The organism is Streptomyces sp. NPDC001668 (assembly GCF_042893155.1).
GTDB lineage: Bacteria > Actinomycetota > Actinomycetes > Streptomycetales > Streptomycetaceae > Streptomyces.
The window spans coordinates 65,533-90,688 of record NZ_JBIAUQ010000010.1; the positions used below are offsets into that span (position 1 = coordinate 65,533).

20 protein-coding genes and 1 pseudogene are annotated in these 25,156 nt (G+C 70.7%); 13 read left to right on the forward strand and 8 right to left on the reverse strand.

Annotated elements, in window-relative coordinates; genetic code table 11:
- Positions 1-116 precede the first annotated feature (116 nt).
- Together ACFYZ8_RS27940 and ACFYZ8_RS27945 are read right to left on the reverse strand one after the other, a co-directional pair.
- Positions 117-1,073, reverse strand: coding sequence for a hypothetical protein (locus ACFYZ8_RS27940; protein ID WP_359029609.1), 957 nt, complete (start codon positions 1,071-1,073; stop codon positions 117-119).
- A gap of 212 nt (positions 1,074-1,285) precedes the next feature.
- The gene (locus ACFYZ8_RS27945) at positions 1,286-1,585 is read right to left on the reverse strand and encodes a hypothetical protein (protein ID WP_388537835.1); all 300 of its coding nucleotides are present in this window, start codon (positions 1,583-1,585) and stop codon (positions 1,286-1,288) included.
- Between the two features lie 64 nt (positions 1,586-1,649).
- Here ACFYZ8_RS27945 and ACFYZ8_RS27950 point away from each other — a divergent pair, with 64 nt between their 5' ends.
- Positions 1,650-2,021 (forward strand): sensor histidine kinase, encoded by a 372-nt coding sequence (locus ACFYZ8_RS27950; RefSeq protein ID WP_388537836.1) that lies wholly within the window; start codon positions 1,650-1,652, stop codon positions 2,019-2,021.
- Positions 2,022-2,130: 109 nt separating this feature from the next.
- Here ACFYZ8_RS27950 and ACFYZ8_RS27955 read toward each other — a convergent pair whose 3' ends face one another.
- Positions 2,131-2,292 (reverse strand): hypothetical protein, encoded by a 162-nt coding sequence (locus ACFYZ8_RS27955; protein WP_388537837.1) that lies wholly within the window; start codon positions 2,290-2,292, stop codon positions 2,131-2,133.
- Positions 2,293-2,540: 248 nt separating this feature from the next.
- Between ACFYZ8_RS27955 and ACFYZ8_RS27960 the strand changes: the two are divergent.
- From ACFYZ8_RS27960 to pgi, 12 genes and pseudogenes are all read left to right on the forward strand, one after another.
- A pseudogene (locus tag ACFYZ8_RS27960) lies at positions 2,541-3,210 on the forward strand (response regulator); the annotation flags it as partial.
- Positions 3,211-3,324: 114 nt separating this feature from the next.
- Positions 3,325-5,358, forward strand: coding sequence for an excinuclease ABC subunit UvrC (gene uvrC, locus ACFYZ8_RS27965; protein ID WP_359029611.1), 2,034 nt, complete (start codon positions 3,325-3,327; stop codon positions 5,356-5,358).
- On the forward strand, positions 5,355-6,314 hold the full coding sequence (rapZ, locus tag ACFYZ8_RS27970) for an RNase adapter RapZ (protein WP_359029612.1): 960 nt from the start codon (positions 5,355-5,357) through the stop codon (positions 6,312-6,314). Before uvrC ends, rapZ begins: the two co-directional genes overlap by 4 nt.
- On the forward strand, positions 6,311-7,378 hold the full coding sequence (gene yvcK / locus ACFYZ8_RS27975) for a uridine diphosphate-N-acetylglucosamine-binding protein YvcK (protein ID WP_359029613.1): 1,068 nt from the start codon (positions 6,311-6,313) through the stop codon (positions 7,376-7,378). The genes rapZ and yvcK overlap by 4 nt, the downstream gene beginning before the upstream one ends.
- Complete coding sequence (gene whiA, locus ACFYZ8_RS27980; RefSeq protein ID WP_359029614.1) at positions 7,369-8,358, forward strand: DNA-binding protein WhiA; 990 nt, start codon at positions 7,369-7,371, stop codon at positions 8,356-8,358. Before yvcK ends, whiA begins: the two co-directional genes overlap by 10 nt.
- Before the next feature lie 146 nt (positions 8,359-8,504).
- Positions 8,505-11,456 carry a M14 family zinc carboxypeptidase gene (locus ACFYZ8_RS27985; protein ID WP_388537840.1) on the forward strand — a complete coding sequence of 984 codons (2,952 nt, stop codon included), beginning with the start codon at positions 8,505-8,507 and terminating at the stop codon, positions 11,454-11,456.
- 213 nt (positions 11,457-11,669) lie between these two features.
- Positions 11,670-12,680 (forward strand): type I glyceraldehyde-3-phosphate dehydrogenase, encoded by a 1,011-nt coding sequence (gap, locus tag ACFYZ8_RS27990; RefSeq protein ID WP_020120076.1) that lies wholly within the window; start codon positions 11,670-11,672, stop codon positions 12,678-12,680.
- A gap of 125 nt (positions 12,681-12,805) precedes the next feature.
- Positions 12,806-14,017, forward strand: a complete 1,212-nt coding sequence (locus ACFYZ8_RS27995) for a phosphoglycerate kinase (protein WP_388537841.1) — start codon at positions 12,806-12,808, stop codon at positions 14,015-14,017.
- Positions 14,018-14,023: 6 nt separating this feature from the next.
- Positions 14,024-14,800: a triose-phosphate isomerase gene (gene tpiA / locus ACFYZ8_RS28000; RefSeq protein WP_388537843.1), complete on the forward strand. Its 777-nt coding sequence runs from the start codon at positions 14,024-14,026 to the stop codon at positions 14,798-14,800.
- A gap of 103 nt (positions 14,801-14,903) precedes the next feature.
- Positions 14,904-15,134 carry a preprotein translocase subunit SecG gene (secG, locus tag ACFYZ8_RS28005; protein ID WP_359029618.1) on the forward strand — a complete coding sequence of 77 codons (231 nt, stop codon included), beginning with the start codon at positions 14,904-14,906 and terminating at the stop codon, positions 15,132-15,134.
- Positions 15,135-15,348: 214 nt separating this feature from the next.
- Entirely contained in the window at positions 15,349-15,684 is a 336-nt protein-coding gene (locus ACFYZ8_RS28010) for an RNA polymerase-binding protein RbpA (protein ID WP_003957010.1), read from the forward strand.
- 750 nt (positions 15,685-16,434) lie between these two features.
- Positions 16,435-18,090, forward strand: a complete 1,656-nt coding sequence (pgi, locus tag ACFYZ8_RS28015) for a glucose-6-phosphate isomerase (protein ID WP_388537845.1) — start codon at positions 16,435-16,437, stop codon at positions 18,088-18,090.
- Between the two features lie 288 nt (positions 18,091-18,378).
- Here pgi and pgl read toward each other — a convergent pair whose 3' ends face one another.
- From pgl to tkt, 5 genes are read right to left on the reverse strand one after another with little or no spacing between them, the layout of a single operon-like run.
- Complete coding sequence (gene pgl, locus ACFYZ8_RS28020; protein ID WP_388537847.1) at positions 18,379-19,161, reverse strand: 6-phosphogluconolactonase; 783 nt, start codon at positions 19,159-19,161, stop codon at positions 18,379-18,381.
- On the reverse strand, positions 19,158-20,306 hold the full coding sequence (gene opcA / locus ACFYZ8_RS28025; protein ID WP_359029621.1) for a glucose-6-phosphate dehydrogenase assembly protein OpcA: 1,149 nt from the start codon (positions 20,304-20,306) through the stop codon (positions 19,158-19,160). The genes pgl and opcA overlap by 4 nt, the downstream gene beginning before the upstream one ends.
- Complete coding sequence (zwf, locus tag ACFYZ8_RS28030) at positions 20,303-21,829, reverse strand: glucose-6-phosphate dehydrogenase (protein ID WP_388538088.1); 1,527 nt, start codon at positions 21,827-21,829, stop codon at positions 20,303-20,305. Before zwf ends, opcA begins: the two co-directional genes overlap by 4 nt.
- 1 nt (position 21,830) lies before the next feature.
- Complete coding sequence (gene tal / locus ACFYZ8_RS28035) at positions 21,831-22,949, reverse strand: transaldolase (RefSeq protein ID WP_388537849.1); 1,119 nt, start codon at positions 22,947-22,949, stop codon at positions 21,831-21,833.
- A gap of 33 nt (positions 22,950-22,982) precedes the next feature.
- A complete protein-coding gene (gene tkt, locus ACFYZ8_RS28040; RefSeq protein ID WP_388537850.1) occupies positions 22,983-25,070 on the reverse strand; it encodes a transketolase in 2,088 nt (695 codons plus the stop codon).
- Positions 25,071-25,156 lie beyond the last annotated feature (86 nt).

Sequence of the window (25,156 nt, forward strand, 5' to 3'; positions counted from 1 at the left end):
CGGCGCCACGGGGCACCGGAACGGCGGCCCACGGCCGGAAGGTATCCCATTCAGCGGCCCACGTAAACGCTTGCGCAAGCGTTTACGTCATGTCACCGACCCTGACGCCACACCGCTCACTCCCACTCCCACCCGATCCCCACCACCCCCGACCGCACCCGCGGCTCGACCAGGTGCACCGAGTGGTGGTGGCCGGTGAGGGCGAGTTCCTGGCGGCCGCTGCGGGGCGCCGCGGGGGAGTGCTGGGCGAAGCGGTGGCAGCGCAGCGGCAGGGCGTTCTCGTCGAACCGGACCTGGAGCGCGTACTGCCCGCCGGGCGTGCCGAAGCCGCGGACGTACTCGCCGGACACGCCGGCCGTGCCGTCCTCGACGCAGTAGCGGAACAGGAACGTGTCACCCGCCCGCAGCCGGGCGTCGAGCAGCAGCTCGGCCACGAGCACCCCGGTGTCGTGGTGCGAACGGACGCGTCCGGTACGGCAGTTCTCCAGGGCGTGCACGGTCATGAGCTCGGGCACGCACCCCGGGTCGCCGTGGTGGACGGCGAGGAAACGGTCGACGCCCTCGCGGTGGGCGCGCACGATGTGGTGCGACTCGCGGCCGCGCAGTTCGCGGCGCGCCCCGATGTCTATCCGCTCGTGGTGGCCGAGGGTGTGCAGCCCGTCGTCGGGCGGCGAGTCCAGCTCGCCCAGCAGTTGTTCGAGGACGTCCGAGGCCGCGAGGAGGGAGCGGTAGGAACGGGTCGCGGGCCGTCCGGCGGCCGACCGGTCCTCGTCCTCGGCGAGCAGCCGGATCAGTGACTCCTCGGGCAGTTGAAGGATCTCCTCCAGGGCCCGTACGGCCCGCAGCGACTCGGGACGCTGCGGGCGCCGCGCACCCTGCTGCCAGTAACTCAGGCTGGTGACACCGACCTTGACCCCGTAGCGCGACAGATGGTGCTGGACGCGCTGCAGCGGCAGCCCCCGGGCGGCGATTGCGGCGCGCAGCGCGACATGGAAGGGGCCGCCGCGCAGGGCCGAGTCCAGGTCCGCGTCGGCGAGGCTCGCGACGTCCGCGTGCTGTGTGGCGTGCGGCATGCAGGGGCCTTTCTGTACAGGTCCGGGCGGCTGGTCAGGCCGGGCGTGAGGGCGCCTCGGGGCCGTCCGTGGCTGTGCCGGGAAAGGCTTCACATCCGTACGCCGTCGTTCCCGGCCCCGAGTTCCCCCGCATTGAAGCGTGTTGACCAAGTCCCGACAACACTTGTCGCCGAACGGCGGCATACTCCCGGCCGCTTCGCGGCACCGCCCGCTCAGGTGGCCGGGGCCTCCCCGCCGCCGTCCAGCAACTCCCTGATCGCCCGCCCCGACAGCGCCGACTTGGGCAGGAACCCGCGCGCCGGGTTGGCGGCGATCAGTTCCTCGAAGTCCTCCAGCGCGACGGGATACCGGTCGTCGGCGTCGCACTGTCGGGTTCCGAGGCTCTCGTACGGGCCAGGGAACTGACCCCGGACGTCGTTCTGGTCGATCTCGACCTCAGGCAGGCCGGTCGCGAGGCTCGCCTGCCGTCGGCCGCGGCGGTCGAGGCCACCGGCGACAACCTCGCCGCCCACGACGGTTACCCGGAGAACCAGCCGTGACCCGGCCCCGTGCAGGCCCTTTGCGACCCGCCGGCGCATGGACGGCGGCCGAGTTCGCGGGCATGCTGCCGTACCCGTCGAGCTCGACCTGCGGCTGCCCTCTGAGCGGGTGCCGGAGCGACTGGAGGTCGCCGCCTACTACGTGACCTCCGAGTGCCTCACCAACGCGGCGAAGCACGCCCACGCGCGCGTGGTGCAGGTGGCGGCGCGGGTCCGGGACGACGTCCTGGAACTGACGGTCCGCGACGACGGCGTCGGTGGCGCCGACCCTGGCCGCGGGTCCGGCCTGATCGGGCTCATCGACCGGGTCGAGGCGATCGGCGGAAAGCTGGCCGTCGGCAGCCCGCCCGGCGAGGGCACGACCGTGGACGTGCGGCTGCCCCTGGCCGGGTCCTCGCCGGGCTTGTGACCGCCCGGGGCGCACGCCGGGGAGTTCGTCCAGGTGGGGGAGCCTGAACGTGGTGACGTCGCCTACGCTCCGGGCGGTCCTGTCGGACGGAGAGGCAATCCGTCCGGCTTCAGAGGCGGTGGGTGCCGCAGTTCCGTGCGTTCTGCAGGCGCTTGGCGCGCACGATGTCCGGGTCCCTGGGGTCCAGGACATCGGTCGGGCCGTACGTCTCCTCCGGGTACCGACGGGCACGGACCGGCCGCCGCTGCTTCTCGATCCGCGTCCGCCGCATGTCCCGCACCCTTCGGCCGTGCGACCGGCCGTCCCTCGCCCGGGGCGGCCGGTCGGACTGCATCCGCACTGCTTCGAGAATGGCCCGCACCTGTCCGCCCGTCGTCACGGCAGGCGGCCGATCCCGCTTCCGGCTAGCCGTAACCCCATGGGTGGGGCAGGCTGTTGGGACGCAGGCAGCGGGCGGGGCCGGCGGCGCTCCGACCGCGGACGACGGACCGCGCGGGCCGCGCAAGGGGGACCGGGGTCATGGACGAGGCAGCGCAGCAGCCGGCACGGGGGCGGGTCGTCCTCGCCGACGACGACATCCTGCTCAGGGAGGGCCTGGCCGGCCTGTGCGAGCGCGTCGGGTACCAGGTCGCGGGCCAGGCCGGTGACGCGGCCCGGCTCCTGGAACTGGTCGACGAGGAACGGCCCGAACTGGCGATCGTCGACATAAGGATGCCCCGGACCACTCCACCGAGGGCCTCAAGGCGGCCCGCACGATCCGTGAGCGCCACCCCGACACCGGCATCCTCGTCCTGTCGGCGTTCGTCGAGGTCGAGGACGCCCTGGAACTGCTGGCCGGCGGCCGCGAGGTCGGCTACCTCCTCAAGAGTCGGGTCACGGTCGTCGACGAGTTCGCCGAGGCCCTGGAGCGCATCCACCGGGGCGGCTCGGTCGTGGACCCCTCCCTGGTGCAGGAGCTGTTCGCCGCCCAGCGCCGCGACGACCCCCTCGCCCGGCTGAGCGCCCGCGAGCGCGAGGTCCTCGCCCTGATGGCCGAGGGCCGCTCCAACGCCGGCATCGGCCGCCGCCTGTGGGTCACCGAGGGCACCGTCGAGAAACACGTCCGCAGCATCCTCGGCAAACTCGGCCTCACGGAGGACACCGAGGACCACCGCAGGTGCTGGCGGTGCTGACGTTCCTGGAGTCGCGTCAGCGGAGAACACCCCCGAGCCTTGCCGGGCCCCGCCCAGGATCCGTCGGACAGGTCCCGGCCGTTGTCCACAGGCTCACCGGACTGTCAGCCCTCGCCAGTAGGGTGTGAGACATGGCCGACCCCTCCAGCTACCGCCCCAAACCAGGGGAGATCCCGGACACTCCCGGGGTGTACAGGTTCCGTGACGAGCACCGCCGGGTGATCTACGTCGGAAAGGCGAAGAGCCTGCGCCAGCGCCTGGCGAACTACTTCCAGGACCTGGCGAGCCTGCACCCCCGCACCCGCACGATGGTGACCACGGCCGCGTCCGTGGAGTGGACGGTGGTGTCCACGGAGGTCGAGGCCCTGCAGCTGGAGTACTCCTGGATCAAGGAGTACGACCCCCGGTTCAACGTCAAGTACCGCGACGACAAGAGCTACCCGTACCTCGCGGTGACGATGAACGAGGAGTTCCCCCGCGTGCAGGTGATGCGCGGCCACAAGCGCAAGGGCGTGCGGTACTTCGGGCCGTACGGGCACGCCTGGGCGATCCGCGACACCGTCGACCTCCTGCTGCGCGTCTTCCCCGTCCGCACCTGCTCCGCCGGCGTCTTCAAGAACGCCACCCGCACCGGGCGCCCCTGCCTCCTCGGCTACATCGGCAAGTGCTCGGCGCCCTGCGTCGACCGCGTCTCCGCGGACGAACACCGCGATCTGGCCGAGGAGTTCTGCGACTTCATGGCCGGCCGCACCGGCACCTACATCCGCCGTCTGGAGAAGCAGATGACGGACGCGGCCGAGGAGATGGAGTACGAGCGGGCGGCCCGTCTGCGCGACGACATCGGGGCCCTGAAGAAGGCCATGGAGAAGAGCGCCGTCGTGCTCGCCGACGCGACCGACGCCGACCTGATCGCGGTCGCCGAGGACGAGCTGGAGGCCGCCGTCCAGATCTTCCACGTCCGCGGCGGACGCGTGCGCGGACAGCGCGGCTGGGTCACCGACAAGGTCGAGGAGATCACCACCGGCGCCCTCGTCGAGCACGCCCTCCAGCAGCTCTACGGCGAGGAGACGGGGGACTCCGTTCCCAAGGAGGTCCTCGTCCCCGCGCTGCCCGAGCCGGTCGAACCCGTCCAGGAGTGGCTGACCGCGCGGCGCGGCTCCCACGTCTCCCTGCGCATCCCGCAGCGCGGCGACAAGAAGGCCCTCATGGAGACCGTGCAGCGCAACGCCCTCCAGGCGCTCGCCCTGCACAAGACCAAGCGCGCCTCCGACCTGACCACGCGCTCGCGTGCCCTGGAGGAGATCGCCGAGGCCCTCGACCTGGACAGCGCCCCGCTCCGGATCGAGTGCTACGACATCTCCCACCTCCAGGGCGACGACGTGGTCGCGTCCATGGTCGTCTTCGAGGACGGGCTCCAGCGCAAGAGCGAGTACCGCCGCTTCCAGATCAAGGGCTTCGCCGGTCAGGACGACGTCCGGTCCATGCACGAGGTGATCTCCCGCCGGTTCAGGCGGTACCTCGCCGACAAGGAGAAGACCGGCGAGTGGACCGACGGTGAGGACGCTCTCACCGAGGACGACGGCCGCCCCAAGAAGTTCGCCTACCCGCCCCAGCTCGTCGTCGTCGACGGCGGACAGCCCCAGGTGGCCGCCGCGAAGAGGGCGCTGGACGAGCTCGGTATCGACGACATCGCCGTCTGCGGCCTCGCCAAGCGCCTGGAGGAGGTCTGGCTGCCGGGCGATGACGACCCGGTCGTGCTGCCCCGCACCAGCGAAGGCCTGTACCTTCTCCAGCGGGTCCGTGACGAGGCCCACCGCTTCGCGATCACCTACCAGCGCACCAAGCGGGCCCAGCGCTTCCGGTCGAGCCCGCTCGACGACGTCCCCGGGCTCGGGGACACACGCAAGCAGGCCCTGCTGAAACATTTCGGGTCCTTGAAGAAACTACGATCCGCCACCATCGACCAGATCTGCGAGGTCCCCGGCATAGGCCGCAAGACGGCGGAGACGATCGCCGTGGCCCTCGCCCAGGCGGCCCCGGCCGCGCCCGCCGTGAACACGGCGACTGGAGAGATCATGGATGAGGAGGAACCCGGCACCACGGGTTCCGGTGGGGACCCCGTGACGGCGGGTGCCCCGGACGAACGACGGGGGCAGGAGACATGAATGTGAACGAGCACGAAGAACCACAGGACCAGGGCGGAGACGACGCAGAGGTGAGTACGGGCACGACCCTCGACGCGGGCGGAGTCCCGGAGGCGGCCATCCCCGAGCTGGTGATCATCTCCGGCATGTCCGGCGCCGGCCGCTCCACGGCCGCGAAGTGCCTGGAGGACCTCGGCTGGTTCGTCGTCGACAACCTCCCGCCCGCGCTGATCCCCACCATGGTGGAGCTCGGCGCCCGCTCCCAGGGCAATGTCGCCCGGATCGCGGTGGTCGTCGACGTCCGCGGCCGGCGCTTCTTCGACAACCTCCGCGAGTCCCTCGCCGACCTGGAGGCCAAGCACGTCACGCGGCGGATCGTCTTCCTGGAGTCCTCCGACGAGGCCCTGGTGCGCCGCTTCGAGTCCGTGCGCCGCCCGCACCCCCTCCAGGGCGACGGCCGCATCGTCGACGGCATCGACGCCGAGCGCGAGCTCCTGCGCGAGCTGCGCGGTGACGCCGACCTGGTCATCGACACCTCCAGCCTCAACGTCCACGAGCTGCGCGCCAAGATGGACGCCCAGTTCGCCGGCGAGGAGGAGCCCGAGCTCAGGGCCACCGTCATGTCCTTCGGCTTCAAGTACGGCCTGCCGGTCGACGCCGACCTGGTCGCGGACATGCGGTTCCTGCCCAACCCGCACTGGGTTCCGGAGCTGCGGCCCTTCACCGGCCTCAACGAGGAGGTGTCGGCGTACGTCTTCAACCAGCCCGGCGCCAAGGAGTTCCTCGACCGCTACGCCGAGCTGCTGCGCCTCATCGCGGCCGGCTACCGCCGCGAGGGCAAGCGGTACGTGACCATCGCCATCGGCTGCACCGGCGGCAAGCACCGCTCGGTCGCCACGTCGGAGAAGCTCGCCGCGCGCCTCGCGGCCGAGGGTGTGGAGACGGTGGTCGTACACCGGGACATGGGACGGGAATGACCGCACGTAGTCCGCGGCTGAGCAGGCTGCGACGGGCCGTCCCCGAAGGGCGGGCGGCCCGGCCCGCCGAGGCCCGCGGGGCCCGGCCCCGCCGGCGCGGCGCCCAGCCCAAGGTGGTCGCGCTCGGCGGCGGCATGGGTCTGTCCGCCTCGCTCGCCGCCCTGCGCCGGATCACCGGCGACCTCACCGCCGTCGTCACCGTGGCCGACGACGGCGGCTCCAGCGGGCGCCTGCGCGACGAGCTGGGCGTGCTGCCGCCCGGCGACCTGCGCAAGGCGCTGGCCGCGCTGTGCGGCGACGACGACTGGGGCCAGACCTGGGCCCGGGTCATCCAGCACCGCTTCCAGTCCAAGGGCGACCTGCACGAACACGCGGTCGGCAACCTGCTGATCGTCGCCCTGTGGGAGCAGCTCGGCGACCATGTCCAGGCCCTCGACCTGGTCGGCAGACTCCTCGGCGCACACGGGCGGGTGCTGCCCATGTCCGCCGTACCCCTGGAGCTCCAGGCCCTGGTCAAGGGGCACGACCCGGAGCGGCCCGAGGACGTGGACACCGTACGGGGACAGGCGACCGTGGCCCTGACCCCGGGCGAGGTGCAGTCGGTGCACGTGGTGCCGCACGACCCGCCGGCGGTCCCCGAGGCGGTCGAGGCCGTGCGGGACGCGGACTGGGTGGTCCTCGGCCCCGGCTCGTGGTTCTCCTCGGTCATCCCGCACCTGCTCGTGCCCGAACTGCTGGACGCGCTCACGCAGACGAAGGCGCGCCGGGTACTCTCCCTGAACCTCGCACCGCAGCCGGGAGAAACCGATGGCTTCTCCCCGCAGCGTCATTTGGAGGTTTTGGGACGACACGCCCCTAAACTCGCCCTGGACGTGGTGCTGGCCGACCAGGCCGCCGTGCCCGACCGCGATTCGCTGACCGATGCCGCCAAGCGGTTCGGCGCCGCGGTCGAGCTGGCGCCGGTGGCCCGGCCCGACGGCACCCCGAGGCACGACCCGGAGCTGTTGGCCGCCGCGTACGACCGTATTTTTCGGATGCATGGAAGGATCGGCCCATGGCGATGACGGCAGCGGTGAAGGACGAGATCTCCCGGCTCCCCGTCACCCGTACCTGCTGCAGAAAGGCGGAGGTCTCCGCCATTCTGCGGTTCGCCGGCGGCCTTCACCTGGTGAGCGGGCGCATTGTGATCGAGGCGGAGCTGGACACCGCGATGGCGGCCCGCCGCCTCAAGCGGGACGTTCTGGAGATCTTCGGACACAGCTCCGAACTGATCGTGATGGCTCCGGGCGGGCTGCGCCGCGGTTCGCGTTACGTGGTCCGGGTCGTCGCCGGCGGTGACCAGCTGGCCCGGCAGACCGGCCTGGTCGACGGCCGGGGCCGGCCGATCCGGGGACTCCCCCCGCAGGTCGTCTCCGGTGCCACCTGTGACGCCGAGGCCGCCTGGCGTGGAGCGTTCCTGGCGCACGGCTCGCTCACCGAGCCCGGCCGCTCCTCCTCCCTGGAGGTGACCTGCCCGGGACCCGAGGCCGCGCTCGCCCTGGTCGGCGCCGCCCGGCGCCTGTCGATCCCCGCCAAGGCCCGTGAGGTCCGCAGCGTGGACCGGGTGGTCGTGCGCGACGGTGACGCGATCGGCGCGCTGCTCACCCGTCTGGGTGCCCACGAGTCGGTGCTCGCCTGGGAGGAGCGCCGGATGCGCCGCGAGGTGCGGGCCACGGCGAACCGGCTCGCCAACTTCGACGACGCCAACCTCCGCCGCTCCGCCCGCGCGGCCGTCGCCGCCGGAGCCCGGGTCCAGCGGGCCCTCGAGATCCTCGCCGACGACGTGCCCGAGCATCTCGCCGCCGCGGGCCGGCTGCGCATGGAGCACAAGCAGGCCTCCCTGGAGGAGCTGGGCGCGCTCGCCGACCCGCCGCTGACCAAGGACGCCGTCGCCGGCCGTATCCGCCGACTCCTCGCGATGGCCGACAAGCGCGCCTCCGACCTGGGCATCCCGGGCACGGAGTCCAGCATCACCGAGGAGATGGCCGACAACCTGGTCGGCTGACCGCTCATCACCACGCCGGCGCCGACGCCCACTTGGGTGGTCGGCGCCGGCGTTTGCGTGTTCGTGAGGCGCTCTTGACTGGATCATGGAGTGTCATGAGCCTGGCATCTGTTCGCTGCTGTGGCGGACCACCGCAAGGGGGGCTCATGAGACGAAGAGCGAGACCGATCCTCGCTGTTGGCGCGCTTCTGCTCGGCGGCGCGGGCATCGCACCCGTAGCCCATGCCGCGCAGAGCGCAGGTTCTCCTGATCCGAACGAAGTCAAGGTCTTCCGCGCCCAGGTCACCAACCAGCAGGTACCCCTGCTGCTGGCGGCCGGGCAGGACGGCCACGAGCTGAGCGAGCAGGTGCCCGCGAAGGGCACCGCGACCGTGGAGGTCTATCTGACCGACCGGGAGGCCCACGAGCTCCAGGACAAGGGCGTCAAGCTCACCGAGCACACCCTGACCGCCAAGGCCGAGGCCCGGGTCGACAAGGCGGCCGAGGGGGTCTTCCGGCCGTACAGCGGAAGCGGCGGCCTCAAGGAGGAGATCCTCGCGACCGCCCGCGCCAACCCCGGCCTCACCAAGGTCGTCTCCATCGGCAAGACCGTGAACGGCCAGGACATCCTCGCGCTCAAACTGACCAAGAACGCGAAGAAGTCCAAGGACGGCGCCAAACCCTCCGTTCTCTACATGTCCAACCAGCACGCACGCGAGTGGATCACTCCGGAGATGACCCGCCGGCTGCTCCACCACTACGTCGACAACTACCAGCGCGACAAGCGCGTCAAGAAGATCGTCGACTCCACCGAGCTGTGGTTCGTCCTGTCGGCCAACCCCGACGGCTACGACTACACCTTCCAGAACACCGACAACCGCCTGTGGCGCAAGAACCTGCGCGACAACAACGGCGACGGCGCCATCGGCGTGGGCGACGGCGTCGATCTCAACCGCAACTTCTCCTACAAGTGGGGCTACGACAACGAGGGTTCGTCCCCCAACCCCACCAGCGAGACCTACCGCGGCCCGGGACCGGCCTCGGAGCCCGAGACCAAGGCCCTGGACGCCTTCGAGAAGCGGATCGGCTTCACGTACGGCATCAACTACCACTCCGCCGCCGAACTCCTCCTCTACGGCGTCGGCTGGCAGGTGGCCACCGACACGCCCGACGACGTCATGTACAAGGCGCTCGCCGGCACCCCGGACAACTCCGCGATCCCCGGCTACCGTCCGCAGGTCTCCTCGGAGCTGTACACCACCAACGGCGAGGCGGACGGCCACGCGTCGAACGTCAACGGCCTGGCGATGTTCACCCCCGAGATGTCGACCTGCCAGACCGCCTCGGACCTCGACCCGAACGACCAGTGGAACGCCGCCGACTGCCAGTCGGTGTTCAACTTCCCCGACGACGAGAAGCTGATCCAGCAGGAGTTCGCGAAGAACCTTCCCTTCGCGCTCTCCGTCGCCGAGTCCGCGGCCAGGCCCGACCAGCCGAAGTCCTCGCTCGGCCTCAAGGCCGCCGACTTCACCCCGAAGCCCTTCGCCACCTCCTACGCGCGCGGCGCCGACCAGGAGGTGTCCGTCGTCGTACGCAAGGCGGTGCGCGACAAGGAGCTCAAGTACCGCGTCAACGGCGGCCGTACGCACGACCGGGACCTCAGGGCCTGGAAGGGCGGCGAGACCTACGGCGGTGACGACAACCTCTACTTCGACGAGTACCGGGCCAAGGTCGAGGACGCCGGTCCCGGCGACAAGGTCGAGGTCTGGTTCACCGGCCGGACGCAGAGCGGAAAGCCCACCTCCAGCGCGCACTTCACGTACACCGTGGCCGAACGGCCGCGCGCCGACGTGCTCGTGGTCGCCGAGGAGGGCGCGAGCGCCGCACAGGCGCAGACGTACGTCGACGCGCTGAAGGCGGCCGGCCGCAAGGCGATCGTCTGGAACGTGGCCACCCAGGGCGCGCCCGACGCGCTCGGGGTCCTGGACCACTTCAAGTCGGTCGTCCACTACACGGGCGCGGCCGTCCCGGGCAACCCCACCCAGCTCCAGCTGCGCGCCTTCCTCAACGAGGGCGGCAAGCTGATCGAGGCGGGTGAGCGGGCCGGCGGCAGCGTCGACCTGGGCGGCGGCACCCTGTCGAACGACTTCAGCCAGTACTACCTGGGCGCCTACACCCGTACGACCCTGCCGGGCGCCACCGCCTTCCAGGGCACCGGCAGGCTCGCCGGGACCTCCGGGACCCTCGGCGCCGCGCCCGGCAACCCGCTGGACGCGGCCGGCTCCTTCAGCGTCACCTCGGACAACCTGCCCGCGGCGGCCTTCCCGCAGTTCGCGAGCGCGGGAGCCGGCACGTACCCCGGCACGCCCAACCCGTACGGGCCGTACGAAGGCTCGTACATGGCGGCCGTCACGCACAGCGACTACGCCTGGAACCGCCTCACCCGCACCATCGACCTCACCCAGGTCACCGCGGCGCAGGCGCCCGCCCTGCGCACCCGGTTGCTGTGGGACACGGAGGAGGGTTACGACCACGCCGTCCTGGAGGCGCACACCGCAGGGGCCGAGGACTGGACCACCCTCCCGGAGAAGAACGGCGCGACCACCAACGCCGTGCCCGCCGAGTGCGAGGCCGGGTTCTTCATCGCGGCCCACCCCGCGCTCAAGCGGTATCTGACGCAGGGCCCCGGCGGCTGCACGGCCTCCGGCACCAGCGGCCAGTGGAACAGCCTCACCGGGGCGTCGGCCGGCTGGCAGGAGGTCTCCTTCGATCTCTCCGCGTACGCGGGCAAGAAGGTCGAGGTCTCCCTCAGCTACATCACCGACCCCGGCTCCGGCGGTCGCGGAGTCCTCGCCGACAACGCCTCCGTGGTCATCGGCGGCCAGGCCACCGAGACCGAGGGCTTCGAGACCTCGCTCGGCGCCTGGAGCGTGCCCGGGCCGCCCGCGGGCAGCCCCGCGGTCGTGAAGGACTGGGGGCGCGCCGGCGAGCTGTTCAAGACGTACGGCGCGGTCACCACGGACGACACCGTGCTGCTGGGCTTCGGCCTGGAGCACGTCACCGCGGCGGCCGACCGCGCGGCCCTCGTCGGAAAGGCACTCGCGGCCATCGGCGGGTGAACCCGGCATGACCCGGCATGGTCATTCCGGGTGACCGGAGCTTTCGGTCCGGGGCGGTCCGTACCCCTACTGGCGGGTACGGACCGCCCTGCCGTGTATGGGGCATCTCGATGTCACTCCGAAAGCCTCAGGGAGGTAGGGTCGGGGGTGGTCGGGGACATCCCATACAGCTCGCCGGTCTCACAACCGGCGTACCAACGAGGAGATCGGTTCGTGACGATCCGCGTAGGCATCAACGGCTTTGGCCGCATCGGTCGTAACTACTTCCGCGCGCTGCTGGAGCAGGGTGCTGACATCGAGATCGTGGCTGTCAACGACCTGGGTGACACCGCGACCACCGCGCACCTGCTCAAGTACGACACCATCCTGGGCCGTCTCAAGGCCGAGGTGTCGCACACCGCCGACACGATCACCGTCGACGGCCACACCATCAAGGTGCTGTCCGAGCGCAACCCGGCCGACATCCCGTGGGGTGAGCTGGGCGTCGACATCGTCATCGAGTCGACCGGCATCTTCACGAAGAAGGCCGACGCCGAGAAGCACATCGCCGGCGGCGCCAAGAAGGTCCTCATCTCGGCTCCGGCCAAGGACGAGGACATCACCATCGTGATGGGCGTCAACCAGGACAAGTACGACGCGGCCAACCACCACGTCATCTCCAACGCCTCCTGCACCACCAACTGTGTGGCGCCGATGGCCAAGGTCCTCGACGAGAACTTCGGCATCGTCAAGGGCCTGATGACGACGGTCCACGCGTACACGAACGACCAGCGGATCCTGGACTTCCCGCACTCGGACCTGCGCCGCGCCCGCGCCGCCGCCGAGAACATCATCCCGACCACGACCGGTGCCGCGAAGGCCACCGCGCTGGTGCTCCCGCAGCTCAAGGGCAAGCTCGACGGCATCGCGATGCGCGTCCCGGTCCCGACCGGCTCGGCCACCGACCTGGTCGTGACGCTGCAGCGCGAGGTCACCAAGGACGAGGTCAACGCCGCGTTCAAGAAGGCCTCCGACGACGGCGACCTCAAGGGCTTCCTGACCTACACCGAGGACCCGATCGTCTCCTCGGACATCGTCGGCGACCCGTCGTCCTGCACCTTCGACTCCTCCCTGACCATGGTCCAGGAGGGCAACACGGTGAAGATCCTCGGCTGGTACGACAACGAGTGGGGCTACTCCAACCGCCTCGTCGACCTCACGGTCTTCGTCGGCAACCAGCTCTGATCCACAGAGCAGGCACTTCGATGTGAGAGCAGGGCCCGGGTGGCGCAGGGACGCGCCGCCCGGGCCCTGACTCACGTGCAGATCAGCTCTCGTACGATCAGAGCACCCTCACCAGGAGTTCCCTCATGAAGACGATCGACGAACTTCTCGCCGAAGGCGTGGACGGCAAGCGGGTCTTCGTCCGCGCCGACCTCAACGTGCCGCTCGCCGACGGCCGCATCACCGACGACGGCCGCATCCGCGCCGTCCTGCCCACCGTCAAGGCCCTCGCGGACGCGGGCGCCAAGGTGGTCGTGGCCTCGCACCTGGGCCGCCCCAAGGGCGCCCCGGACCCGGCCTTCTCCCTGCTCCCGGCCGCCGAGCGGCTCGGCGAACTGCTGGACGCCCCCGTGGCGTTCGCCCAGGACACCGTCGGCCCCGCCGCCCACGACGCGGTGAACGGTCTGCAGCCCGGCCAGGTCGCGGTCATCGAGAACCTGCGCTTCAACGCCGGCGAGACCTCCAAGGACGACACCGAGCGCGGCGAGTTCGCGGACCAGCTCGCCGCCCTCGCGGACGTCTACGTCGGCGACGGCTTCGGTGCGGTGCACCGCAAGCACGCCTCGGTGTTCGACCTCCCGGCCCGGCTGCCGCACTACGCCGGCTACCTCATCGCCACCGAGGTCGGCGTCCTGAAGAAGCTCACCGACGAGGTCCAGCGGCCCTACGTCGTCGTACTCGGCGGCGCCAAGGTCTCCGACAAGCTCGCCGTCATCGACCAGCTGCTCGGCAAGGCCGACCGCATCCTCATCGGCGGCGGCATGGCCTTCACCTTCCTCAAGGCCAAGGGCCACGAGGTCGGCGCCTCCCTCCTCCAGGAGGACCAGATCCCGGCGGTCCTGGAGTACATCGAGCGCGCCGAGAAGACCGGCGTCGAGCTGATCCTGCCGGTCGACGCCGTGGTCGCCCCCGCGTTCCCGGACCTGAAGAGCAAGGGCCCGGCGGACTCCACCACCGTCGCCGCGGACGCCATCCCGGCCGACCGGATGGGCCTGGACATCGGCCCGGCGTCCGGCAAGCTGTACGCCTCGAAGATCACCGACGCCGCCACCGTCTTCTGGAACGGCCCGATGGGCGTCTTCGAGCACCCCGAGTTCGCCGAGGGCACCAAGGCGGTCGCCCAGGCTCTCCTCGACTCCTCGGCCTTCACGGTCGTCGGCGGTGGCGACTCCGCCGCGGCCGTCCGCATCCTGGGCTTCGACGAGAACGCGTTCGGACACATCTCGACCGGTGGCGGCGCCTCCCTCGAATACCTCGAGGGCAAGACGCTCCCCGGCCTCGCCGCACTGGAGGACTGACCCCGCATGACCACTCGCACGCCGATCATGGCGGGCAACTGGAAGATGAACCTCAACCACCTCGAGGCCATCGCACACGTCCAGAAGCTCGCCTTCGCCCTCGCGGACAAGGACTACGAGGCCGTCGAGGTCGCCGTCCTGCCGCCCTTCACCGACCTGCGCTCCGTGCAGACCCTGGTCGACGGCGACAAGCTCAAGATCAAGTACGGCGCCCAGGACCTCTCGGCGCACGACTCCGGCGCCTACACCGGCGAGATCTCCGGCTCGATGCTGGCCAAGCTGAAGTGCACGTACGTGGCGATCGGCCACTCCGAGCGCCGCCAGTACCACGCCGAGACCGACGACATCGTCAACGCCAAGGTCAAGGCCGCCTACAAGCACGGCCTCACCCCGATCCTGTGCGTCGGCGAGGAGCTGGAGGTCCGCGAGGCGGGCAACCACGTCACCCACACCCTCACCCAGGTCGAGGGCGGCCTGAAGGACATCCCGGCCGAGCAGGCCGAGTCCGTCGTCATCGCCTACGAGCCCGTGTGGGCCATCGGCACCGGCAAGGTCTGCGGCGCCGAGGACGCGCAGGAGGTCTGCGCCGCGATCCGCGCCAAGATCGCCGAGCTGTACTCGCAGGAGCTGGCCGACCAGGTCCGCATCCAGTACGGCGGCTCCGTCAAGGCCGGCAACGTCGCCGAGATCATGGCGCAGGCCGACATCGACGGCGCGCTGGTCGGCGGTGCCTCTCTGGACGCCGAAGAGTTCGTCAAGATCGTGCGCTTCCGGGACCAGTAAGTAGGCCCTGGCGGCGATCCGTCGTACCCTTGCGGGGGCATGGCCCTGATGGCCGTGCCCCCGTCGTTCATCCGAATCCGAGAGAGTTGGTCCAGCCGTGGTTATGGGGTTCTCGATCGCCCTGATCATCTTCAGCGGCCTGATGATGCTGCTGGTGCTCATGCACAAGGGCAAGGGCGGCGGCCTCTCCGACATGTTCGGTGGCGGCATGCAGTCGTCCGTCGGTGGTTCCTCGGTCGCCGAGCGCAACCTCGACCGGATCACCATCGTGGTCGGTCTGCTGTGGTTCGCGTGCATTGTCGTGCTCGGTCTTCTCATGAAGACGAACAGCTGAGCGGCCACGCCCCACACAGCACGTACATTCCGCACGTAAGGCCCCATGTTCGGTACGCGCACCTGAGCGCGGCCTATCATGGGGCTTGCGTCTAGGTGTGGGGGCTGTAACTCCAACCACTGGACGCGCGTTGGGCCTTACGTAGACTGAGGCGCTCGCAACGAAGCGACACGTCGACTCGCTTCGCGGCACCATCACGCAGGGAGTTACGACCGTGGCAAGTGGCAACGCGATCCGTGGTAGCCGGGTCGGGGCGGGGCCGATGGGCGAAGCCGAGCGGGGCGAGTCCGCGCCCCGTCTGCGCATCTCCTTCTGGTGCTCCAACGGGCACGAGACGCAGCCCAGCTTCGCCAGCGACGCGCAGGTCCCCGATACCTGGGACTGCCCGCGCTGCGGCTTTCCCGCCGGACAGGACCGGGACAACCCGCCGGACCCGCCGCGCACCGAGCCGTACAAGACGCACCTCGCGTACGTACGGGAGCGGCGCAGCGACGCGGACGGCGAGGCGATCCTCGCCGAGGCGCTCGCCAAACTGCGGGGCGAGATCTAGGAGTCGAGAACCGGCCGGGTATCGAGGGGTGCCTGGCCGGAGCCGTTTCCCGGCCGTGGGCCGCCGCGGTGCTCTGCGTCCCGGTGACGCGCGTCGGGGGTCCGCGTTGCCGTCGTCGCCGGACCGTCTGCGAGCTGCTTGATGCGGCGGTCACCGACAGGGGGACCGGCGGCGCGCCCGGGCTCGGCGCGGATGGGCTACGAGGCTGGTGGCCGCGACGCGATGCCCGCCGCGACCAGTCTGCGGACGGTGCTCGCGCTGCCCCTTGGCGCCGGCGTCCCGAGCGGCCGGTTCGGGGGTGTCCCGGGCACTGCGCGACTGAGCCGCGCGAGGCGGGCGCACGCAGGCGCGGCGCTCCCTTGGCCCTGGCCGCATCGCGGCTTGCGGACCGCGACCACCAGCCAACCGGGCCGCGCGAGTCCGCCTGAGCGCGAGCGCGATCGCGTTTCGCGCAGGCGCCGGCGGCCCGGGCGGACGGTTGGGGGCGTCCGTGGCCCGCGCAGCCGTTCGCTCCGGCCTCCACCACCGCTTGCGGACCGCGACCACCGACCAACCGGGCCGCGCGAGTCCGCCCGAGCGGGGGGCGCCGCCGCCGGTTCTTCGTGCTGTTGGTCGTCGCGCTGATACCCGCGCTCCACACGGACGTACCTGTGGGTGCGACGGGCGCCGACGCCACCACGGATCGCGCCCCGCGTTGATCAACTAGGTTGGAACAGCTGGCACAGGCACGAAAGAAGGCTGAAGTCGGACATGAACGCAGACGGCCGCACCAGGCTCAACCGGACGCCCGAGTGGACGGCGCTGGCCGAGCACCGCGAGGAGCTCGGCGAGGTGCACCTGAGGGAGCTGTTCGCCGCCGATCCCGGGCGCGGCACCGGGTACACACTGCGGGTCGGTGACCTGTACGTCGACTACTCCAAGCACCTCGTCACCGACGAGACACTGCGGCTGCTGCGCGAACTCGCCGCCGCGACCGACGTGTTCGGGCTCAGGGACGCCATGTTCCGCGGCGAGAAGATCAACACGACCGAGGACCGGGCCGTGCTGCACACCGCGCTCCGCGCCCCGCGCGACGCGGTGATCGAGGTCGACGGCGAGAACGTCGTCCCGGGCGTGCACGCGGCCCTCGACAAGATGAGCGACTTCGCGGGACGGGTCCGTTCGGGAGAGTGGACCGGGCACACCGGCAAGCGGATCAAGAACGTCGTCAACATCGGCATCGGCGGCTCCGACCTCGGCCCCGCGATGGCGTACGAGGTGCTGCGCGGCTTCACCGACCGCGACCTCACCGTCCGCTTCGTGTCGAACGTCGACGGCGCCGACCTGCACGAGGCCCTCCGGGACCTGGACCCGGCGGAGACGCTGTTCATCATCGCGTCCAAGACCTTCACCACCATCGAGACGATCACCAACGCCACCTCGGCGCGCGCATGGCTGCTCACCGAGCTGAAGGCCGGTCAGGAAGCCGTCGCCCGGCACTTCGTGGCCCTGTCGACGAACGCCGAGAAGGTCTCGGACTTCGGCATCGACACGGCGAACATGTTCGAGTTCTGGGACTGGGTCGGCGGCCGCTACTCCTACGACTCGGCGATCGGCCTCTCCCTGATGATCGCCATCGGCCCGGACCGCTTCCGGGAGATGCTCGACGGCTTCCGTCTCGTCGACGAGCACTTCAGGACCGCGCCCGCCGAGGCCAACGTGCCGTTGCTTCTTGGCCTGTTGGGCGTCTGGTACGGCAACTTCCACGACGCCCAGTCGCACGCGGTGCTGCCGTACAGCCACTACCTGTCGAAGTTCACCGCCTACCTCCAGCAGCTGGACATGGAGTCCAACGGCAAGTCGGTGGACCGTGACGGCAACCCGGTGGAGTGGCAGACCGGACCGGTGGTGTGGGGCACGCCCGGCACCAACGGGCAGCACGCCTACTACCAGTTGATCCACCAGGGCACCAAGCTGATCCCGGCGGACTTCATCGGCTTCGCCGAGCCGGTCGCCGAGCTCTCCGACGGGCTCAAGGCCCAGCACGACCTGCTCATGGCGAACTTCTTCGCCCAGACCCAGGCGCTGGCTTTCGGCAAGACGCCGGACGAAGTGCGGGCGGAGGGGGTGGCCGAGGACCTGGTCCCGCACAAGACGTTCCGGGGCAACCACCCGACGACGACGATCCTGGCCCGCGAGCTGACCCCGTCCGTCCTCGGCCAGCTCATCGCCCTCTACGAGCACAAGGTGTTCGTCCAGGGCGCCGTCTGGAACATCGACTCCTTCGACCAGTGGGGCGTCGAACTCGGCAAGGTCCTCGCCAAGCGCGTCGAACCGGCGCTCACCGAGGGCGCGGAGGTGCCCGGCCTGGACGCGTCCACGAAGGCCCTGGTGAGGACATACCGGGAGCTGCGCGGGCGGGAGTGACAGGGCCCCTCAGACACCTGTGTGAGGGGGACGGGTCGCCGTGGCACTCACGGCGGCCCTTCTGGGGGTGGTGCTCGCGGGCGCGGTCGGGCCGGCGTTCCCGACGACGCCTGCAGCGACCTGGAGGCACCTCTACGAGGACCCGGGGTGCCCGGTCCCCGAGGAGTTCGAGTCCACCGGCGGCGGCCCGGAGCCGAGGGACGCGAGAGCTACGTCTTCCCTGAAGTCGCGACGACGCCGGGCCCCTTCTGAGGGACCCGGCGTCGACTGCCGTGCGCGGAGCGGGGGTTACGGCGAGGCGGGCGGGTACAGTGACCGCGGCAGCTGGGAGGCCGCCGCCGAGTCCAGCAGCCACAGGGTGCGGGCCCGGCCGCGCGCCCCCGCCGCCGGGGCCTGGATCTCGCCCGCGCCGGACAGGGCGATCGCCGCGGCCTGCGCCTTGTCCTCACCGGCCGCGAGCAGCCACACCTCGCGGGCCGCGCGGATCGCGGGCAGGGTCAGCGTCACCCGGGTCGGCGGGGGCTTCGGCGCGCCGTGCACACCGACGACCGTGCGCTCGGTCTCCCGGACCGCCGGGAGTTCCGGGAACAGCGACGCCACATGCGTGTCCGGGCCGACGCCCAGCATCAGGACGTCGAAGGTCGGGACCGCGCCATGGTTCTCGGGACCGGCCGCACGGGCCAGCTCCTCGGCGTAGGCCTCGGCCGCGGCCTCGACGTCGTCGCCGTGCGGACCGTCCGACGCGGGCATGGCGTGCACGCGCTTCGGGTCCAGTGGTACGGCGTCCAGCAGGGCCTCGCGGGCCTGCGTGACATTGCGCTCCGGGTCGCCCTCGGGCAGGAAGCGCTCGTCGCCCCACCACAGGTCCAGGCGGCCCCAGTCGACGGCGTCCCGGGCGGGCGCCGCGGCCAGGGCGGCCAGCAGGCCGTTGCCGTTGCGGCCGCCCGTGAGGACCACCGACGCCGAGCCGCGGGAGGTCTGCGCGTCGACGATCCTGGTGATCAGACGGGCCGCGGCGGCCTGGGCCATCAGCTCCTTGTCGTGGTGCACGACCAGCTGCGGGGTGCTCACTTCGCCGCCTTCCCGGACAGCCCGGAAGGGACCGGCTTCAGCGATGCCGACGGCGCCGCTTCCTCCCCGGGAGCTTCCGCAGGGCCCTCGACAGGGGCTTTGACGGCGAGCTCGGTGGAGGCTGCGGCTGGTTCTCCCGCGACGGAGACGGGTTCTCCTTTGGCGGCGGCTCCTTTGGTGCCGGCCCCCTCAACGCTTCCCGGCTCCGGAAAGGGTGCCGACGGGTTCAGCCGCTCCACCCCGAACCGCAGCGCGGAGGCGTAGGTGTCGTCCGGGTCCAGCCGGCGCAGCTCCTCCGCGATCAGCTCGGCCGTGTCCCGGCGCTTGAGCGCCACCGCACGGTCGGGCTGCCCCTGGATGGAGAGTGTGGCGAGCGAGCCGTCCGCCCGGTCCAGGACGATCGGACCGCTGTCCGTGTGCAGCCGTACGGCCGTCAGGCCCGGACCGCCGGACAGCGAGCGCTTCACCGGCACGTCCAGCCGGTCCGCCAGCCACATCGCCAGCAGCTCGCAGCTCGGGTTGAACTCCTCGCCCTCCACCTCGACGGCCTCCACCTTGCAGGTGACCTGGTCGAGCGCGGCGGCCAGCATCGAGCGCCACGGGGTGATCCGGGTCCAGGAGAGGTCGGTGTCGCCCGGGGTGTACGTCTCGGCGCGCGCCGACAGCTCGCGCACCGGCTGCTCGGAGGAGTACGTGTCGGTGACCCGCCGCTGGGCGAGCGCCCCGAGCGGATCCCCGGCCGGGTCGAGCGGCGCGTCCACCGGCCACCAGACGACGACCGGCGCGTCCGGCAGCAGCAGCGGAAGGACGACCGACTGGGCGTGGTCGGCGACCTCGCCGTACAGCCGCAGCACCACCGTCTCGCCGGTGCCCGCGTCCGCGCCCACCCGCACCTCGGCGTCGAGGCGGGACTGGGTGCGGTCGCGAGGGCTGCGCGACACCCGCTTGATGACCACCAGCGTGCGCGAGGGGTGCTCGCGGGACGCGTCGCCCGCGGCCTTCAGGGCGTCGTAGGCGTTCTCCTCGTCCGTGACGATGACCAGGGTGAGCACCATGCCGACGGCCGGTGTGCCGATGGCCCGGCGGGCCTTGACCAGCGCCTTGTTGATCTTGCTGGCCGTGGTGTCCGTGAGGTCTGTCTTCATGGCCGGCGCCAGCTCCGTCCCTCTCGTGCGAGCATCTCGTCGGCCTCGACCGGGCCCCAGGTACCGGAGGGGTACTGGGCGGGCCTGCCGTGCGTGTCCCAGTACTCCTCGATCGGGTCGAGGATCTTCCAGGACAGCTCGACCTCCTCCGTGCGCGGGAAGAGGTTCGAGTCGCCGAGCAGCACGTCGAGGATCAGGCGCTCGTACGCCTCGGGCGAGGACTCCGTGAACGACTCGCCGTAGGCGAAGTCCATGGACACGTCCCGGATCTCCATCGAGGTGCCCGGCACCTTGGAGCCGAAGCGGACGGTGACGCCCTCGTCGGGCTGGACGCGGATGACGATCGCGTTGGAGCCGAGCTCCTCGGTGGCCGTCGTGTCGAAGGGGGAGTGCGGCGCCCGCTGGAAGACCACCGCGATCTCGGTGACCCGGCGGCCGAGCCGCTTGCCGGTGCGCAGGTAGAAGGGGACGCCCGCCCAGCGGCGGTTGTCGATCTCCACCTTGATGGCCGCGTAGGTGTCGGTCTTGGACTGGGGGTCGATGCCCTCCTCCTGGAGGTAGCCGACCGCCTTCTCACCGCCCTGCCAGCCCTCCGCGTACTGCCCGCGCACGGTGTCCCGGCCCAGGTCCTTCGGCAGCCTCACCGCGCCGAGCACCTTGGTCTTCTCCGCGGCCAGCGCGTCCGCGTCGAAGGAGGCGGGCTCCTCCATGGCGGTGAGGGCCATGAGCTGGAGCAGGTGGTTCTGGATGACGTCACGGGCGGCGCCGATGCCGTCGTAGTAGCCCGCGCGGCCGCCGATGCCGATGTCCTCGGCCATGGTGATCTGCACGTGGTCCACGAAGGACCGGTTCCAGATCGGCTCGAACATCGTGTTGGCGAAGCGCAGCGCCAGGATGTTCTGGACGGTCTCCTTGCCCAGGTAGTGGTCGATGCGGAAGACCTGGTCCGGGGCGAAGACCTCCTCGACGGTCGCGTTGAGCTCCTCGGCCGACTTCAGGTCGTGACCGAAGGGCTTCTCGATGACCGCGCGCCGCCAGGAGCCGCTCGACTGGTCGGCCAGCCGGTGCTTCTTCAGCTGCTGGATGACCACGGGGAACGCGGACGGCGGCACGGACAGGTAGAAGGCGAAGTTGCCGCCGGTGCCCTGTGCCTTGTCGAGTTCGTCGATGGTGTCGCGCAGCCGCTCGAACGAGTCGTCGTCGTCGAAGGTGCCCTGGACGAAGCGCATCCCCTGGATGAGCTGCTGCCAGACCTCCTCGCGGAACGGCGTCCGCGCGTGCTCCTTGACGGCGTCGTGGACGACCTCCGCGAAGTCCTCGTTCTCCCAGTCCCGCCGGGCGAAGCCGACCAGTGAGAAGCCCGGCGGCAGCAGACCCCGGTTCGCGAGGTCGTACACGGCGGGCATGAGCTTCTTTCGTGACAAATCGCCCGTGACGCCGAAGATGACCAGGCCCGACGGCCCCGCGATACGCGGGAGCCGTCGGTCGGCAGGGTCACGCAGCGGGTTGCTGCTCGACAAGATCTCAGCCCTCCGAGGGGGCGAGGCGCTGAAGCTCCGCCTCGGTCGACTTGAGCAGGTCGTTCCAGGACGCCTCGAACTTCTCGACGCCCTCGTCCTCCAGGAGCTGCACGACCTCGTCGTACGAGATCCCGAGCTTCTCGACCGCGTCGAGGTCGGCGCGGGCCTGCTCGTAGGTGCCGGCGACCGCGTTGCCGCGGATCTGGCCGTGGTCCTCGGTGGCCAACAGGGTCGCCTCCGGCATGGTGTTCACCGTGTTCGGCGCCACCAGCTCGTCGACGTAGAGCGTGTCCTTGTAGGCCTTGTCCTTGACGCCGGTCGAGGCCCACAGCGGGCGCTGCTTGTTCGCGCCGGCGTTCTCCAGCTTCGCCCAGCGCTCGCCCGAGAAGACCTCCTCGTACGCCTGGTAGGCGAGGCGGGCGTTGGCCACGCCGGCCTTGCCTCGGGCGGCCTTGGCCTCGTCGGTGCCGAGAGCGTCGATGCGCTTGTCGATCTCGGTGTCCACGCGGGACACGAAGAAGGACGCCACGGAGTGGATCTTCGACAGGTCCAGGCCCCGCTCCTTGGCCTTCTCCAGGCCGGCCAGGAAGGCCTCCATGACCTCGCGGTAGCGCTCGAGCGAGAAGATCAGCGTGACGTTGACGCTGATCCCGAGGCCGATGACGTCGGTGATCGCCGGGATGCCCGCGCGGGTGGCCGGGATCTTGATGAGCGTGTTGGGGCGGTCGACGAGCCAGGCGAGCTGCTTGGCCTCGGCGACGGTCGCCTTCTCGTTGTGCGCCAGGCGCGGGTCGACCTCGATCGACACGCGGCCGTCCTGGCCGCCCGTCGCGTCGAAGACCGGGCGCAGGATGTCGGCGGCGTCGCGGACGTCCGCCGTGGTGATCATGCGGATGGCCTCTTCGACCGTGACCTTGCGGGCGGCGAGGTCGGACAGCTGCTGGTCGTAGCCGTCGCCCTCGGAGATCGCCTTCTGGAAGATCGACGGGTTGGTGGTGACGCCCACGACGTGCTGCTGGTCGATCAGCTCGGCGAGGTTGCCGGACGTGATCCGCTTGCGCGACAGGTCGTCCAGCCAGATCGCCACGCCTTCCTCGGAGAGGCGCTTGAGTGCGTCTGTCATGGAATTACATCTCCTACGTGTCGTATGTGAGCGTCAGCGCTGGGCGGCGGCGAGAGATTCCCGCGCCTTCGCGGCCACGTTCTCGGCAGTGAAGCCGAACTCCTGGAAGAGGACCTTGCCGTCCGCGGAAGCGCCGAAGTGCTCCAGGGAAACGATGCGGCCGGCGTCCCCGACGTACTTGTGCCAGGTGAGACCGATCCCGGCCTCGACCGCGACACGAGCCCTCACGGCCGGGGGCAGGACGCTGTCCCGGTACCCCTGGTCCTGCTCCTCGAACCACTCCACGCACGGCATGGAGACGACGCGCGTGGGCACACCGTCGGCTTCGAGCCGCTCGCGCGCGTCGACGGCGACGTGGACCTCGGAACCGGTGGCGATGAGGAGGACCTCAGGGGTCCCGGTGGAGGCCTCGAACAGGACGTAACCGCCCTTGACCGCGTCCTCGTTGCCCTCGTACGTCGGCACGCCCTGACGGGTCAGCGCCAGGCCGTGCGGGGCGCCCTTGCCGAACTCCTTCGTCCAGCGCGTGAGGATCTCACGCCAGGCGATCGCGGTCTCGTTGGCGTCCGCGGGGCGGACCACGTTCAGGCCCGGGATCGCGCGCAGCGAGGCGAGGTGCTCGACCGGCTGGTGGGTCGGGCCGTCCTCGCCGAGGCCGATGGAGTCGTGCGTCCACACGTACGTCACCGGCAGGTGCATCAACGCCGAGAGCCGGACGGCGTTGCGCATGTAGTCGGAGAAGACGAGGAACGTACCGCCGTAGATGCGGGTGTTGCCGTGCAGCGCGATGCCGTTCATCTCCGCGGCCATGGAGTGCTCGCGGATACCGAAGTGGATCGTGCGGCCGTACGGGTCGGCCTCCGGCAGCGGGTTGTCCGCCGGGAGGAACGAGGAGTTCTTGTCGATCGTCGTGTTGTTCGAGCCCGCGAGGTCGGCGGAGCCGCCCCACAGCTCGGGGATCACGGCGCCGAGGGCCTGGAGGACCTTGCCGGACGCGGCACGCGTCGCGACACCCTTGCCGGGCTCGAAGACCGGGATCGCCGACTCCCAGTCCTTGGGCAGCTCACCCGCGGCGACACGCTCGAACTCGGCCGCGCGCTCGGGGTTGTTGTTGCGCCACTCCTGGAAGGACTTCTCCCACTCGGCGCGGGCCTGCCGGCCGCGCTCCAGCGCCTGCCGGGTGTGGCCGATGACCTCGTCGGAGACCTCGAAGGACTGCTCCGGGTCGAAGCCGAGGACCCGCTTGGTCGCGGCGACCTCGTCGTCGCCGAGCGCCGAGCCGTGCGCGGCCTCGGTGTTCTGGGCGTTCGGGGCGGGCCAGGCGATGATCGAGCGCATCGCGATGAAGGACGGCTTGTCGGTGACCGCCTTGGCCTTCTCGATCGCCTCGAAGATCGCGACCGGGTCGAGGTCGCCGTTGGCCTGCGGCTCGACACGCTGCACGTGCCAGCCGTACGCCTCGTAGCGCTTGACGGTGTCCTCGGAGACGGCCGTCTCGGTGTCGCCCTCGATCGAGATGTGGTTGTCGTCCCACAGCAGGATCAGGTTGCCGAGCTTCTGGTGGCCGGCCATCGAGGACGCCTCGGCGGAGATGCCCTCCTGGAGGCAGCCGTCACCGGCGATGGCGAAGACGAAGTGGTCGAAGGGCGAGGTGCCCTCCGGGGCCTCCGGGTCGAACAGACCGCGCTCGTAACGGGCGGCCATCGCCATGCCCACGGCGTTGGCGACACCCTGGCCGAGGGGACCGGTGGTGGTCTCCACGCCCTTGGTGTGGCCGTACTCCGGGTGACCGGGGGTCTTCGAACCCCACGTCCGGAACGCCTTCAGGTCGTCCAGCTCCAGGCCGAAACCGGCCAGGTACAGCTGGGTGTAGAGGGTCAGGGACGAATGGCCGGCGGACAGCACGAAGCGGTCGCGCCCGACCCAGTCGGGGTCGGCCGGGTCGTGCCGCATCACCTTCTGGAAGAGGGTGTACGCGGCGGGAGCCAGGCTCATCGCCGTACCGGGATGGCCGTTACCGACCTTCTGTACGGCGTCGGCGGCCAGGACGCGGGCGGTGTCGACGGCCCGCTGGTCCAACTCGGTCCACTCGAGGTCTGTGGTGGTCGGCTTGGTGCTCACCCTGGGTCAGGGCTCCTCTCCACATGTCACGCATGTCGAAATGCCGGTGCACGGGACGCCCGGCCGTTGTCGAGCCTACCCCCGCA

Excerpts from the sequence above, each read along its gene's own strand:
- ACFYZ8_RS27940 (WP_359029609.1), bottom strand. The coding sequence starts at position 1,073 with ATGCCGCACGCCACACAGCACGCGGACGTCGCGAGCCTCGCCGACGCG.
- ACFYZ8_RS27950 (WP_388537836.1), top strand. The coding sequence starts at position 1,650 with ATGGACGGCGGCCGAGTTCGCGGGCATGCTGCCGTACCCGTCGAGCTC.
- ACFYZ8_RS27955 (WP_388537837.1), bottom strand. The coding sequence starts at position 2,292 with ATGCGGCGGACGCGGATCGAGAAGCAGCGGCGGCCGGTCCGTGCCCGT.
- uvrC (WP_359029611.1), top strand. The coding sequence starts at position 3,325 with ATGGCCGACCCCTCCAGCTACCGCCCCAAACCAGGGGAGATCCCGGAC.
- rapZ (WP_359029612.1), top strand. The coding sequence starts at position 5,355 with ATGAATGTGAACGAGCACGAAGAACCACAGGACCAGGGCGGAGACGAC.
- yvcK (WP_359029613.1), top strand. The coding sequence starts at position 6,311 with ATGACCGCACGTAGTCCGCGGCTGAGCAGGCTGCGACGGGCCGTCCCC.
- whiA (WP_359029614.1), top strand. The coding sequence starts at position 7,369 with ATGGCGATGACGGCAGCGGTGAAGGACGAGATCTCCCGGCTCCCCGTC.
- ACFYZ8_RS27985 (WP_388537840.1), top strand. The coding sequence starts at position 8,505 with ATGAGACGAAGAGCGAGACCGATCCTCGCTGTTGGCGCGCTTCTGCTC.
- ACFYZ8_RS27995 (WP_388537841.1), top strand. The coding sequence starts at position 12,806 with ATGAAGACGATCGACGAACTTCTCGCCGAAGGCGTGGACGGCAAGCGG.
- tpiA (WP_388537843.1), top strand. The coding sequence starts at position 14,024 with ATGACCACTCGCACGCCGATCATGGCGGGCAACTGGAAGATGAACCTC.
- secG (WP_359029618.1), top strand. The coding sequence starts at position 14,904 with ATGGGGTTCTCGATCGCCCTGATCATCTTCAGCGGCCTGATGATGCTG.
- pgi (WP_388537845.1), top strand. The coding sequence starts at position 16,435 with ATGAACGCAGACGGCCGCACCAGGCTCAACCGGACGCCCGAGTGGACG.
- opcA (WP_359029621.1), bottom strand. The coding sequence starts at position 20,306 with ATGAAGACAGACCTCACGGACACCACGGCCAGCAAGATCAACAAGGCG.
- tal (WP_388537849.1), bottom strand. The coding sequence starts at position 22,949 with ATGACAGACGCACTCAAGCGCCTCTCCGAGGAAGGCGTGGCGATCTGG.